Source organism: Serratia sp. root2, assembly GCF_031931805.1.
GTDB classification, from domain to species: Bacteria; Pseudomonadota; Gammaproteobacteria; order Enterobacterales; family Enterobacteriaceae; genus Serratia; species Serratia inhibens.
In genome coordinates, this window is sequence record NZ_JAUJXB010000001.1 from 80,586 (window position 1) to 93,299 (window position 12,714).

The following is a 12,714-nucleotide window of genomic DNA, read 5'->3' on the forward strand; positions in this document are numbered from 1 at the left end:
TAAAACTCAGGCTTTGACCAAGTCTGCCGGCTCGCGGCGGTCTTCTTCCTGTTCGACCGCTTTTGGCGCCTTGATGAACAGGGTGATCAAAAGGGAAGCGATGGAGAGCACGCCAATGACCATGAATGTGGCATGAAAACCGCCGAAGTATTTGGCGACGAACGAGCCGGCCAGCGCACCCAGACCGAAGCCCTGATAGATGATGCCGTAGTTCTTGCTGTGGTTTTTCAGGCCGAAGAAGTCGCCGACAATCGCCGGGAACACGGTGATGTTGCCACCGAAGCAGAAGGCGACCGCGCCGACGCAGATAAAGAACAGCGTATGGTTCAGGGTGAGGAAACTCAGAGAGACAATCGCCAGCACGGTAACCAGCATGGTGAAGCTGATGACGCGCATGCGGCCCACTTTATCCGACAGCGTACCCAGAATGATGCGGCCTGCGGTGTTGAAAATCGCTACGGCGGAAACGGTGTTGGCGGCGGTGGCTAAATCCATCCCGGCCAGTTGTACGCCCATGTCCTTCACGATGCCAATCAGGTACAGGCCACTCATGCAGGCGGCGAAGAAAATGATGAACAACAGGTAGGCCTCTTTGGTCGCCAACATCTGGCGCACGCTGAAGTCGTTACCCAAAGTACCGGCCTTTTGCTGCGCAGCCTGGCTGGTCAGCACCGGCTCTTTCAACAGCAGCGAACCCAGCACAATCAGCGCCATCACAATCGCCCCCCAATAGAAGAAGGCAGCGGACACGCCGACGTCGGCAATCAGCGCGGCGTTAACGTATTTGAACAGCAGGCTGCCGCTGCCGAATGCACCGACGGAGATGCCGGAGATCAGCCCTTTATTGGCCGGGAACCACTTGATCAGGTTGGACAGGGTGGAGATGTAGGCGATACCCACCGCGAACCCAACCACTACGCCGGCCAACAGATAAATCATATCCAATGAACTGACGTGGGCGCTGGCGATAAGACCCAGTCCGACCAGAATGCCCGAGCACAGCGTCAGGTTGCGGATGCCGAAGCGTTCCTGCAGTTTGCCGGCAAACAGCGTGGCGAAGGCCAGGAAGAAACTGGTGATGGAGAAGGTGGTGGCAACGTCACCGAGGCCCCAATGGAATTTGTCGACCAGCGGCTGGTTGAACAGGCTCCAGGTATAGATAGTGCCGAGCCCCATCTGGCAGATGATGGTGCCCAGAACGATTAAGCTGCGATTTGCCGGTTTGGTGTTCATGGCCGGTCTCCTTCTCTGTATGTGCGTTGCCGGGCGGTCAGCCGTTGGCGGAAATTTGCGGAGAACCTCAGAGGCCCCGCGGTATGGGCATATTATAGGGCTGGTAATACCACTCGACGGCAGATCGGGAATGAGTTGCACGGAGGAAGGAATGAAATGCATCTGGTGGCGCATGAGTTGCCGTTTTAGCGGTTAAAAGGGGATGAAATGCCGCTGACGCCACGTGATCTACATCAAAGATAGGCACGATTTTTCGTCTGCCCGGTGTCCAGGATTGTGCTCAAATTGTGAAGGAAATGTCTGGAACGGGTAAATGAGCATTGTTCCTATAGAGCGGCGATGGTGGGGGGACTATGTTATCTGCGAACGGACGGGTTCCGCTCTGCAGGAGTCATGAGATGAAAAAAACACTGTTGCTGTTGGCCGCGCTGCTGTCGCTGCCGTTGGTAAGCCAGGCGGATGTATCCATTGGCGTGAACGTGCCGGGTATTTCATTGCACATTGGCGATCGCGATGATCGCGGCCATTACTGGGACGGCGGCCGCTGGCGCGATCCGCGCTGGTGGTCTGAACACCGGGTTTATGAGCGCCCACGAGAGTATTACTACGGCCCGCCGCCACGAGTGATCTATTACGAGGAGCCGCGGCACGAATGGCGCGATCGCCCGCATTATCGCCGCATGCCGCCACCTCCGCCGCCGGGCTATTACTACGGCCCCGGGCCACGCTGGTAAGGCGGTGCGGTTATAAACGCATTAATTTGCGGAACTCTTTAACCTTGCTGCGGCTGACCGGCACTTCAAACTCCAGGTCGCTCAGCCGCAGAATATAGGTGTTGTTGAACCAGGGCACGATCTCGCGGATTTTCGACAGATTGACGCAGTAAGAACGGTGACAGCGGAAGAAATGCTCTTCCGGCAAGCGGCCGTAAAACTCGGTGAGGTTCATCGACATCACAAACTCTTCGCGGCGGGTATAGACCCGCGTCACTTTTTCGTCGGCAGCGGCATAGTAGATGTCGTTGATGTCGGTGACGATAATCCGCTCGTCTTTGATCAGGTTAATGCTGTGGCTGCTGCGGTTTGGCGCGCTGGGTTGTTCCGGGGCGTTAGCGGGCCGGTTATGCAGCGCCTCCAGTTTTTGCAACATGGTGACGATACGCGCTTCGTGATAGGGCTTGAGGATGTAGTCGAACGCTTCGATTTCGAACGCTTCCACCGCATGTTCTTTATAAGCGGTGATGAAAATAATTGAAGGCCGGTACGCGAACTTGCTGATGTTCTGCGCCAGCAACACGCCGTCCAGCGACGGAATGTTGATATCGAGAAAAATGGCGTCGACCTGATGATTCTGCAGGTATTTCAGTACGTCCAGCCCGTCTTCGAAGGTGGCTTCGATAACGATGTTGCTGTGCTTTTTAATCAGGTAACTGAGCTCCTCCTGGGCGAGGAACTCGTCTTCAACGATAATGGCTTTCATGATGGCTCCCCGGCCGGCAGTACGCTGTTTTCCATCTGCAGTTTGCCGCCGTTTTTGCTGATGTAAAAGGCAATTTCGGTGCCCGGCTCCAACCGACGGATGCGCAGTCCTTCGCCATACAGCAGCGACACCCGGTGATGCACGTTCAACAGACCGATATTGTGGCCCGGCATTTCGTTGCGAGCCACCCGGTCGATGACCTCTTGATTGATGCCGTTACCGGTGTCTTTTACCGAAATCTTGACCCGATCGCCCTGATCCTTCACCGCAATGACCACCACGCCTTTGCCTTTGCACGGCTGAATGCCGTGCACGATGGCATTCTCCACCAGCGGTTGAATCAACAGGCTGGGAATACGCACCGAAATATCGTCGTCGATGTCGTAAATTACCGTCAGTTTGGCACCGAATCGTGCCTGTTCGATGGCGATATAATCCTGGATTTGGTGCAGTTCCTTGCGGATATCGATCAGTTCGTCATTCAGCTCCAGGTTATAGCGCAGGTAGCGTGACAGGTTGATTATCAGCTGGCGCGCGGTGTCCGGATTGATGCGGATCGACGAAGAAATGGCGTTCAGGGCATTGAACAGGAAGTGCGGGTTGATTTTGCTCTGCAGCGCGCGCATTTCCGCTTTGTCCGCCATTTGGCGCAGATGCTCAATGCGCGAGACCTCCATTTGGGTGGAGATAATCTGCGACAGGCCCACCGCCATGACCTTTAGCGTATTGGTGATCTGATGGGCATGGCAGTAGTAAATTTTCAGCGCGCCGGTCACTTCGCCTTTTTCCCACAGCGGGATCACCAACTGCGAGTGAATTTGCGGCGTGGCCGGGTTTTCCAGGTTGTTTTTGATGATGATCTTGCCGTGGCGGATGCTCTCGCGGGTCACGCGGCTCAGCCCTTCGCGGCCAATCGGATAAGCCTCTTCCCCCACGCCGACATAAGCCATCACCTGGTGAGTATCGGTGATCGCCACCGCGTCGGCCTTGATGTCCTGGCGAATGATGTCGCAGATGGTCGCCAGGGTTTCGCTGTTGATATTGCGAAAGTAGGGCAGGGTTTTACGGGCAATATCCAGCGCGAGCTTGGCCTGCCGGGCGGCGATCACTTCTTTTTCGTCTTCTACGCTTTGCACCAGCAGCACAATCAGGCCGATACACACCGTACCGAGGATCATCGGCAGCGCAATTTGGGAGACGATATCCAGCCCCAACGCGGTCGGCTTGGCCCACAGCACGATCAACAGCATGGTCAGGGATTCGCACAGCATGCCGCCGAGGATGCCGGCGCGCCAGCGCTGCTCTTTTTTCACTTTAAGATTGATATAACCGGCGCTGATGCCGGCAATGATGCTGGTGATCAGGCAGGGAATGGAGGTGATGCCATCGATATCGATCAGATAGCGGTGCACCCCGGCGATGATGCCGGTGATGATACCCACCCAGGGGCCGAACAGAATGCCGCCGGCCATAATGGCAATGACCCGGACGTTGACCAGCGAACCTTCGACGTTGATGCCGGAATAGGTGCTGAACAGCGCGAACAGCGAAAAGATCGCCGTGACCATGGCCAGCTCAAGCGGCGTGTGGTCCTCTTTTTGCAGCAGTTGGCGGAACAACCGGGTACGGGTGAGGAAGAACAGGCAGATTAACATCAGTGCGGCGCGATCAAACACCGCTAACAGCATTTCAAAAAAAGGGTGCACGACGGGCTCTCGCTGCGGCGGACAGATGCGCAGGAGTATACCACAGCGCAGTGGTCCCGTGGCGGCCGGGCGGCGTACCACGGGACCCGGGGTTATTTAATGCCGAGCTGTTCCTTGCCGAGCGGTGTCAGCAGATCGACAGTGGCGCGGCCGTTGAAATCCACTTCGAAATCGTCGGGCGCGAAATCCGGCGGCGTTTTGCCGGCGATAAAACTGGGCAGCTGGCGTTGCAGATAGGCATCGTTTTTCTCGCAGCCCGGCGCTGCAGCGATGTACATCACGTTGCTGTCGAACTCGCCGTTATGCTCGTTTTCCACCGCGTGAATCACATCGCAGTGCCAGAACACAGTGTCGCCCGGCTCTAAATCGGGAATAGGGGAAATCCCACTGATTAAAAGGGGATGCCATTTTTCCGAGATTGACAGCGCGCGCCCTGGGGCGGCATCGCACAAATCGTCTTCGGCGACGTCATCTTGCAATGCGCGCAACAGAACGTAGGCCATGGCGTTGGCTATCGGCACCAGGTTCAGCGTGCCGGCGTTGGTACGTTGCGGCGTCAGCGCCGTCCAACCCTGGAAGGTACGGAACATAGAGCAGACTGCCGGCGATGCGATTTCGCGCACTTCGGTGCGGCCATCGGCGGCGAACGGATCGTAAGCTTGCCAGTCGCCGGAGAACACGTGGCGGTAGACATAGCGGAAATTCTCATCCAGCCAGCGTTCAATGGTGCCGCTGTCCACGTGCGGCGACAGGCCCAGCGAAGACGAGTTCGGCGGGCGACGGCGGGTGCGATCGGCATAGGTGGCGACCCGAGTCGGGTCAAAATGCTGTTTGCCGTTACTCTCTGTTTCCCACAGGCTGTTGAGAAACACTTGCACGGCATGCATGCGGGCGTCCTGACGGGCTTCAACCTGCGGTTTTGACCAGTAAATACCGTAGATTTGCGGTTTGCCGGCGGCCAGTTTGCCGAAGTAGTTGTCTTCGGCGGCATTTTTCAGGCGTTCGACGAAGTTGTTGCGATCGAGATAGTCGCCGATTTCCCGGTTCCAGGCTTCGGCCTTATTGCGGGGGAATACGCCGCGAATGGCGCAGGCACCGCGCTGTTTGATCAACGCCTTTTGCTGCTCGCTGACCCGTTGCTGCAAAATATCCTCCGCATCGATTTGCGGCACCGGGTTTTGGCCGGCGGCCAACTCCCGGCGGATTTGCTCGACCTGTCGGCGAATGTTGTCTTCCAGCGCCAGAAACACCTCGCGGTAGTTGGGCAGGGCCTGACGTAGCTGTTGTTTGACGGTTTTAATGGCGGTAGGGATATCGTCAATGAGTAATGAAGCCATGGTGTACTCCTCATGCCGTTCGATAACGGCGGCGACGGGCGGTTGTAGGGGACTGAGTAAGACGTTATGGTTTTGTTGTTTTAACGTGAACGATTATCTGGATTTAATAGAGGAAAATAAAGGGATAACTTTCATTCGTAAGTTCCCTATTTTCGTTTTTCGGAGATTAGCGCAATGAAATTGGTCACTGAGCGTTTGACCCTGCAGTCGATAACCGCCGATGATTGGCCGCTGTTTTTACGGCTGTATCAGGATCCTGAAGTGATTCGCTATATCGCCGATCCCTTGACCGAAGCGGAAATCCGCACGCGCTTTGAGACGCGGTTGCCGGCCTGGGATAAGCATGGGGAGCAATGGCTGTGCCTGGTGATGCGTGAAAAGGCCGGAGGCGAGGCCGTGGGCATCACAGGTTTTCGTCCGATGTGGCTGCCTTGCCAACAGGCGGAGGTAGGGTACGGCATTTTGCCGTCCGGGCATGGCAAGGGCTACGGCAAGGAGTCGCTGCGGGCGGTGCTGGATTTTGGCTTCAACGCCTGCGGCTTCCACAAGCTGACGGCCACCGTTACCGCAGGCAATATCGCCTCACGCCGGTTACTGGAGTCGTGCGGTTTTCAGCTGGAGGGCACATTGCGCGATAATTTCCGCCTGGCCGGGCAGTGGCACGCTGACTGGATGTTCGGGCTGTTGGCGGCGGAGTTTCAGGCGGGAAATTAAAAATATTGCGGCGGGTATCGACAATCCCGTCGCCGCTGCGATATGTTCAATATCCGACCACAAGGCTGGTCAGCGTCGCTCGGACGGTCCGGGCGCTAACGTCTCTTCGAGGAATCTATGGCTGATAACAGTCCACAACGCCGTTTTACGCGTATTGAACGCCTTCCCCCTTACGTATTCAACATCACCGCCGAACTGAAGATGGCTGCTCGTCGTCGCGGCGAAGATATTATCGATTTCAGCATGGGTAACCCGGACGGCCCGACGCCGCCGCACATTGTGGAAAAACTCTGTGCCGTCGCGCAGCGTGACGATACCCACGGTTATTCAACCTCGCGTGGCATCCCGCGTTTGCGCCGCGCCATTTCACGCTGGTACGCCGATCGCTACCAGGTGGAGATTGATCCCGAAAGCGAAGCCATTGTGACCATCGGGTCGAAAGAAGGGCTGGCGCACCTGATGCTGGCGACGCTCGATCACGGCGACACCGTATTGGTGCCCAACCCAAGTTACCCGATCCATATTTACGGTGCGGTGATTGCCGGCGCGCAGGTGCGTTCAGTGCCGCTGGTGGACGGCGTGGATTTCTTTGGTGAGTTGGAACGCGCCATTCGTGAAACCATCCCTCGTCCGAAAATGATGATCCTCGGCTTCCCTTCCAACCCGACCGCCCAATGCGTTGAGCTGGATTTTTTCGAACGGGTGGTGGCGCTGGCCAAACAGTACAACGTGCTGGTGATCCACGATCTGGCTTATGCCGACATCGTGTATGACGGCTGGAAAGCGCCGTCGATTATGCAGGTGCCGGGCGCCAAGGACATCGCGGTGGAGTTTTTCACCCTGTCGAAAAGTTACAACATGGCGGGTTGGCGCATCGGTTTTATGGTCGGTAACCCTGAGTTGGTCAGCGCGCTGGCGCGTATCAAGAGCTATCACGATTACGGCACCTTCACGCCGTTGCAGGTGGCGGCCATCGCCGCGCTGGAAGGCGACCAGCAGTGCGTACGGGATATCGCAGAGCAGTACCGCCAGCGCCGCAATGTACTGGTGAAAGGGTTGCATGAAGCCGGCTGGATGGTCGATAACCCGAAAGCGGCGATGTACGTATGGGCCAAAATACCGGAGCCTTATGCGCATCTCGGCTCGCTGGAGTTCGCCAAACTCCTGTTGGCGGAAGCCAAGGTCTGCGTATCGCCGGGCATTGGTTTTGGCGACTACGGCGACACCCACGTACGTTTCGCACTGATAGAAAATCAGGATCGCATCCGCCAGGCGGTACGCGGCATCAAAGCCATGTTCCGTGCCGACGGCTTGATCAAACCCGCCAAGAGCACTGCCCCCACCGCAAAATAATCGCTTCAGGCCGGCGCATTCGCGCCGGTTTTTTTCGCAACGCTAAGGTTTTCTTCATCATTTTCCCACTATGCTCGATTAATCTTTTTTAATTAATCAGGAAGAGTGTATGGGCAACCGCTACGCGATATCGCAAATTATGTTGCACTGGCTGACGCTGTTGATGGTGATCCTGACCTATGCGGCGATGCTGCTGAAGGATTCGGTGCCGGATGACATGGCGTCACTGGTGAAAAATCTGCATTTTAATTTTGGTCTGTCGGTATTTTTGCTGATGTTTATCCGGCTGGGGTTGCGTCATCGTCACGCCACACCGGCTACCACGCCGCCGCTGGAAGAATGGCAGGAGTGGGGCGCCAGGATTTTCCACGTGCTGCTCTATGCGCTGTTTCTGGCGTTGCCGGTGTTGGGTGTGCTGACGCTGGCCTACGGAGGAAAGGAGTGGGTGTTGCTGGGCTGGCAGGTGCCGCAGTTTGTCACGCCGGATCCGGCGATGCGGCGCATTATCAAGAGCACGCATGAAACGCTCGCCAACACCGGCTACTTTATCATCGGCGGCCACGCGCTGGCGGCGCTGTATCACCATTATCTGCGTAAGGATGACACCTTGCGCCGCATGATGCCGGGCAAATAACCGTCGTCAGAAACAACAAAGGGGCGCTTCTGCGCCCCTTTATCTGTGTTCCTGGTCATGCTGAGGTTATGCAACCATCAGCATAAAGGTGCCAATCCACGCTACCAGCATGAACGAAACGCCCATAACAAAATATTTCATTGAACAACTCCCATCTGGAGTTTCTCGCAAGCCAATGATCCCGATTGTTGTGCTGAGTATTTTGTGGATAACCTGCGGTGTATTGGCGGGTTCTTCAATCAGGAAGAACAACGTCCTTGACCGCGGATTACCCGGTTGTCGTGCTTCAACGTCCGTGAGGTAAAACATGAACCACGACAGGATCGGCGCTAATGTACTCCCAATGCCAGCCTGATTACAATACTGTGTTTTTGATCACACTTTTTGACGCTTTTTTACTCAACCCTGACTGTTTTTAAACGATTTTTATTTACGTTTTTAGCGGGAAAAAAGCGGAATAGCCCGCTGGTGCGGGCTTTATCATTATGTTTGCTGTGATGTTATGAAAAAGGGGTCAGACGACGGCGTTTGCGCCCGTCAGCAGGATAGCCCAGAAGACAAGGCACGACAGCAGAATAACGGTCCAGATATTACGGCGACTCCACTCCATTTTTAGCCTTCACTTTTTTGCTCTTGGTGATTCGGTAACGAACACATCGGCAAAAAAGGGAGAATATTTAGTCCCCGACGATAATATTTTTCTTACTGTTGCCGAATCTCTGCTACCGAGACCTGCACCTCATATCCCAACAGGTAAAGAGCCTGTTCCAGCGCTTCCACTTTTGAGGCATAGGCAACGTCCAGCAGACGATCCATTTGGCCGCCGTTAAAGCCCAGTTTGCGCGCCAGATCGGCTTTGGACGTTGCGCCGGCCAGCATGATGTTATGCAACTCGAGTTTGAGTTTGACCAGCACCGGCACGTGGATCTCCAGGTCTTCCGGCAGGGCGTGGGAGGGCGGCGGCACCGGGCGGCCTTCTTCCATTTCCGTGGCGATGGCGATCAGCAGGCTTTCCTGCGCCTCCAGTTCGATATCTTCACGTTTATAGCAGGCGGCCTGTTGTTCAGGAAAATCGCGAAAATGAATCTGCCAGGCGTCGCTTTCGTTATCAAAGGCGTAATGGGCGGGGTAGTGGCTAGACATGGTGTTTCCTGTGTGGCGCGTGGAGTATGCGGCATTGTGACCGCTCGGCTTGCAGATAGCCAGTACCGGGTTTCGCTAGCCGGCCTGCCCGGGCTTGCCCGCTCGGCCACTCGATGGGAGCGCCATCGCGCACAGGACGCCAATCAGGCTGATGACGATCAGCCAGCGCTCAACCGGGCCGGGGTGGTAGTTATTCACCACGCTGAGCGCATACAGCGCTAACGCCAGCGGCCAGCCGGGCGTGCCGACGTCATTGAGCCGGAATGCGGTGCGAGCGACAAACCACAGCGTCAGGCCGATCCAACCCAGCGACCACAGCATGATGCACAACAGGTAGACAAACACCGAAAAAAACGCGGCGATGTCGCTGTGCGCATAGGCGCGGAACAGGTTTTTATCCAGATAGGGTGACAGGAATGACAGCAACGTCAGGCCGCCGGCGAAAATAATCAGCGAGAAAACATAGGCTTTGCGCTGAATGCGACGTTTAAAGACGTTTTTAGCGATCTGTCCGAGGGAGTCCAAAATAACATTCCGTTGTATCAACCATCGCTGGCCGTACCGTCAGCCAAAGGGGGACACTATTCTAGTGGCATCTGGCGGTGTGGCAATAGGCTAACTCATTTTCATTTAATTCAGGTTTAGGATCCTGCTTGATTGGCCTTCCTACCCTAAGTGGTTTCTGTTTTCTGTGCGACTTGTCACAATTTTAAAGATATTAGCTTCCACTACTGAGATGAGCGGCATAATCCGGTTTGTTCGCACCTGACAATGGATTAACATAACGCTCACTTATCACTGGCCTGGCTTATATGGATATCCGATGCGTCATTTAGTTGCTCTTCTCCCTCTGCTTACCTTACTGACAGCCTGTAGCAGCGGGCCGAAGCCTACCCCAGCAGCTCCTCAGGCTAACGCCGTAAAAGGCGGTTTCCTGCTGACGCCGGCACATAGCGGCCAGCCGTTGGGCGGTGATTTTGCTTTCAATCCAAACACTGCCCGTTTTATCGATAAAATGGTGCAGGAACACGGGTTCGATCGTCAGCAGTTGCATGACGTGCTGGCCCAGGCAAAACGACTGGATTCGGTGCTGCGGTTGATGGATCGTCAGGCGCCGACCCCCACCACCACTCAGGCACCGTCCGTGCCGAACGGTTCCTGGTTGCGCTACCGCAACAAGTTCATTACGCCGGATAACGTGCAAAACGGCGTGCAGTTCTGGAACCAATATCAGGAAGCCCTGCAGCGCGCCCAGCAAGTATACGGCGTGCCGCCGGAGATCATTGTCGGTATTATCGGCGTTGAAACCCGCTGGGGCCGCGTGATGGGTAAAACCCGCATTATCGATGCCTTGTCCACGCTGGCCTTTGACTATCCTCGCCGCGCCGATTACTTTGCCGGCGAGCTGGAAACCTTCTTGTTGATGTCGCGGGCCGAAGGGGATGACCCGCTGGAGCTGCGCGGCTCCTTTGCCGGTGCCATGGGCTACGGCCAGTTTATGCCTTCTTCGTTCAAGAGCTACGCGGTTGATTTCAACGGTGACGGCCACATCAACCTGTGGGATCCGGTGGATGCGATCGGCAGCGTCGCCAACTACTTTAAAGAACATGGCTGGATCAGCGGCGAGGCCGTGGCGGTACCGGCCAGCGGCCAGGCACCGGGGCTGGATAACGGCTTTAAAACTCGCTACTCGATTGCCACCCTCGCGGCGGCCGGCCTGACCCCGCAAGGCTCGCTAGGCAATGAGCAGGAAGCCAGCCTGCTGCGGCTGGATATGGGTACCAGCTACCAATACTGGTACGGGTTGCCGAACTTCTACGCCATTACCCGCTATAACCACAGCACCCATTACGCCATGGCGGTGTGGCAATTGGGCGAAGCGGTGGGTCGTTCGGCGCGCGGCGGGTTCTGATACGCTGATAACAATGGAAAAGGCCGTGAAAACGGCCTTTTTTACGTCTATACCGATCAGAAATCGTAACGCAGACGCACCAATGTCATATCACCGAGGTTATCGGTGCTTGACGTTAACACGTGTTCCACATCGACGCGGAAACCGTAATCAAACTGCACCGTAACCCCCAGGCCGTTATCGATGCGCTGATAGTTGCGGCCGCTCACGTACTCCAGACGATCGCCCATAAAGTAAGGCATTACGGATTTCACCGCATATTGGCCCACCGGCACGGTATAACCGGCCAGATACTCGATACCCCAGGCGTCGCCGGCGAAGTAGTTGTCAACGTCGGCTTTTTTGGTGGTCAGGAAGTTGTTGTACCAACCGCCGCCAAAGGTCAGAGTCCAGCTGTCCGGCTTCCAGCTCAGCGCGGTGCCCACAATGTTCTGATCGTAGTCTTTCGAGCCGCTGGTGGAAGGATTACGCATTTCGGCGCGGGTATAGTTCCATGCGGTGCCCCAGGTCAGATCCGGCGTCAGGTGATAATCCACGCCCAGCGAGCCGCCGCCTTTGCGCTTGTAGCGCAGGCCGTTGCCCGGCAGATAGTCGTTATCGCTGAACAGATAAGAGGCGTAAACGTCCGCATCGCCAAAGGTGTTTTTATACTTCAGCATTTTGCGCGAGCGGTAAGAGCCGTCGTAGTCGCCGTTGATACCGTTGCCCGGAGCCTGGGCCAGCATGTCGTAATCCCAGATATCGGTTTTGGCACCCACCACATCGTAATACACGCTATTTTGCTGGCCAAAGGTCAGCTGACCCCAGGTTTTGCTTTTCAGACCGGTATACAGCATGCGGCGGCTGGTGTTATTGGCGCCGTCGGCATAGTGGTGATCCCAGTCGAACAGGGCAGGGATATTCACCCCCAGCTCGTAGTAGCTGATCCAACTGATGTCGTCGAACAGATAGTAGTCCGCGGCAAAGCGGAAACGGGTGCCGCCGTCGAAGCCGTTGCGTTTATAGGAGCCTTTATCGCCATCGCCGGTCATGTTGTTGAACTGCGGGCGGATGCTGCCGCCGACGGTAAAGTTGAGGCGGCTCAGCGGATCGCCCGCCTGCGGATCCTGCTTCAGCAGAGTGATTTCAGCCTGGGCTGCGAAGGAAGCGGTGCCCATCACCAGCCCCAAAGCGACCGCCCGAGTCAATGTGCGCAATGTGAAA

At 56.2% G+C, this 12,714-nt stretch carries 13 protein-coding genes; 5 read left to right on the forward strand and 8 right to left on the reverse strand.

Annotation, left to right across the window (positions count from 1 at the left end; genetic code table 11):
* Positions 1–6: 6 nt before the first annotated feature.
* Positions 7–1,233 carry an L-lactate MFS transporter gene (locus tag QZQ97_RS00390; protein WP_311991768.1) on the reverse strand — a complete coding sequence of 409 codons (1,227 nt, stop codon included), beginning with the start codon at positions 1,231–1,233 and terminating at the stop codon, positions 7–9.
* Positions 1,234–1,631: 398 nt separating this feature from the next.
* Between QZQ97_RS00390 and QZQ97_RS00395 the strand changes: the two genes are divergently transcribed.
* A complete protein-coding gene (locus QZQ97_RS00395) occupies positions 1,632–1,967 on the forward strand; it encodes a DUF2502 domain-containing protein (protein WP_311991769.1) in 336 nt (111 codons plus the stop codon).
* 10 nt (positions 1,968–1,977) lie between these two features.
* Here the strand turns inward: QZQ97_RS00395 and QZQ97_RS00400 are convergent, their stop codons facing one another.
* The 3 genes from QZQ97_RS00400 to QZQ97_RS00410 form a co-directional block, all read right to left on the reverse strand.
* Positions 1,978–2,712, reverse strand: coding sequence for a LytR/AlgR family response regulator transcription factor (locus QZQ97_RS00400; RefSeq protein ID WP_311991770.1), 735 nt, complete (start codon positions 2,710–2,712; stop codon positions 1,978–1,980).
* Positions 2,709–4,400, reverse strand: coding sequence for a sensor histidine kinase (locus QZQ97_RS00405; RefSeq protein ID WP_311993848.1), 1,692 nt, complete (start codon positions 4,398–4,400; stop codon positions 2,709–2,711). The genes QZQ97_RS00400 and QZQ97_RS00405 overlap by 4 nt, the downstream gene beginning before the upstream one ends.
* Before the next feature lie 110 nt (positions 4,401–4,510).
* Positions 4,511–5,755, reverse strand: coding sequence for a DUF1479 domain-containing protein (locus tag QZQ97_RS00410; RefSeq protein WP_311991771.1), 1,245 nt, complete (start codon positions 5,753–5,755; stop codon positions 4,511–4,513).
* A gap of 174 nt (positions 5,756–5,929) precedes the next feature.
* On the opposite strand from QZQ97_RS00410, the gene QZQ97_RS00415 reads away from it, so the two are divergent.
* From QZQ97_RS00415 to QZQ97_RS00425, 3 genes are all read left to right on the forward strand, one after another.
* Positions 5,930–6,469, forward strand: a complete 540-nt coding sequence (locus QZQ97_RS00415) for a GNAT family N-acetyltransferase (RefSeq protein ID WP_311991772.1) — start codon at positions 5,930–5,932, stop codon at positions 6,467–6,469.
* Positions 6,470–6,586: 117 nt separating this feature from the next.
* Positions 6,587–7,822 carry an alanine transaminase gene (gene alaC, locus QZQ97_RS00420; protein ID WP_311991773.1) on the forward strand — a complete coding sequence of 412 codons (1,236 nt, stop codon included), beginning with the start codon at positions 6,587–6,589 and terminating at the stop codon, positions 7,820–7,822.
* 109 nt (positions 7,823–7,931) lie between these two features.
* Positions 7,932–8,456: a cytochrome b gene (locus tag QZQ97_RS00425; RefSeq protein ID WP_311991774.1), complete on the forward strand. Its 525-nt coding sequence runs from the start codon at positions 7,932–7,934 to the stop codon at positions 8,454–8,456.
* Positions 8,457–8,522: 66 nt separating this feature from the next.
* Here QZQ97_RS00425 and ypdK read toward each other — a convergent pair whose 3' ends face one another.
* From ypdK to QZQ97_RS00440, 3 genes are all read right to left on the reverse strand, one after another.
* Positions 8,523–8,597, reverse strand: a complete 75-nt coding sequence (gene ypdK, locus QZQ97_RS00430; RefSeq protein ID WP_086012885.1) for a membrane protein YpdK — start codon at positions 8,595–8,597, stop codon at positions 8,523–8,525.
* Between the two features lie 561 nt (positions 8,598–9,158).
* Positions 9,159–9,599 (reverse strand): hypothetical protein, encoded by a 441-nt coding sequence (locus QZQ97_RS00435; protein WP_311991775.1) that lies wholly within the window; start codon positions 9,597–9,599, stop codon positions 9,159–9,161.
* Between the two features lie 75 nt (positions 9,600–9,674).
* Positions 9,675–10,124 (reverse strand): DUF805 domain-containing protein, encoded by a 450-nt coding sequence (locus tag QZQ97_RS00440; RefSeq protein ID WP_311991776.1) that lies wholly within the window; start codon positions 10,122–10,124, stop codon positions 9,675–9,677.
* A gap of 298 nt (positions 10,125–10,422) precedes the next feature.
* Between QZQ97_RS00440 and mltB the strand changes: the two genes are divergently transcribed.
* Positions 10,423–11,511 carry a lytic murein transglycosylase B gene (gene mltB, locus QZQ97_RS00445; protein ID WP_311991777.1) on the forward strand — a complete coding sequence of 363 codons (1,089 nt, stop codon included), beginning with the start codon at positions 10,423–10,425 and terminating at the stop codon, positions 11,509–11,511.
* Between the two features lie 56 nt (positions 11,512–11,567).
* Here the strand turns inward: mltB and QZQ97_RS00450 are convergent, their stop codons facing one another.
* Complete coding sequence (locus QZQ97_RS00450; protein WP_442995182.1) at positions 11,568–12,668, reverse strand: porin; 1,101 nt, start codon at positions 12,666–12,668, stop codon at positions 11,568–11,570.
* Positions 12,669–12,714: the final 46 nt, after the last annotated feature.

What these genes read in the sequence shown, in the direction of transcription:
- QZQ97_RS00450 (WP_442995182.1), bottom strand. Translation starts at nt 12,668, where the DNA reads ATGGGCACCGCTTCCTTCGCAGCCCAGGCTGAAATCACTCTGCTGAAG.
- QZQ97_RS00410 (WP_311991771.1), bottom strand. Translation starts at nt 5,755, where the DNA reads ATGGCTTCATTACTCATTGACGATATCCCTACCGCCATTAAAACCGTC.
- mltB (WP_311991777.1), top strand. Translation starts at nt 10,423, where the DNA reads ATGCGTCATTTAGTTGCTCTTCTCCCTCTGCTTACCTTACTGACAGCC.
- QZQ97_RS00415 (WP_311991772.1), top strand. Translation starts at nt 5,930, where the DNA reads ATGAAATTGGTCACTGAGCGTTTGACCCTGCAGTCGATAACCGCCGAT.
- QZQ97_RS00400 (WP_311991770.1), bottom strand. Translation starts at nt 2,712, where the DNA reads ATGAAAGCCATTATCGTTGAAGACGAGTTCCTCGCCCAGGAGGAGCTC.
- alaC (WP_311991773.1), top strand. Translation starts at nt 6,587, where the DNA reads ATGGCTGATAACAGTCCACAACGCCGTTTTACGCGTATTGAACGCCTT.
- QZQ97_RS00395 (WP_311991769.1), top strand. Translation starts at nt 1,632, where the DNA reads ATGAAAAAAACACTGTTGCTGTTGGCCGCGCTGCTGTCGCTGCCGTTG.
- QZQ97_RS00405 (WP_311993848.1), bottom strand. Translation starts at nt 4,400, where the DNA reads ATGCTGTTAGCGGTGTTTGATCGCGCCGCACTGATGTTAATCTGCCTG.
- QZQ97_RS00435 (WP_311991775.1), bottom strand. Translation starts at nt 9,599, where the DNA reads ATGTCTAGCCACTACCCCGCCCATTACGCCTTTGATAACGAAAGCGAC.
- QZQ97_RS00390 (WP_311991768.1), bottom strand. Translation starts at nt 1,233, where the DNA reads ATGAACACCAAACCGGCAAATCGCAGCTTAATCGTTCTGGGCACCATC.
- QZQ97_RS00425 (WP_311991774.1), top strand. Translation starts at nt 7,932, where the DNA reads ATGGGCAACCGCTACGCGATATCGCAAATTATGTTGCACTGGCTGACG.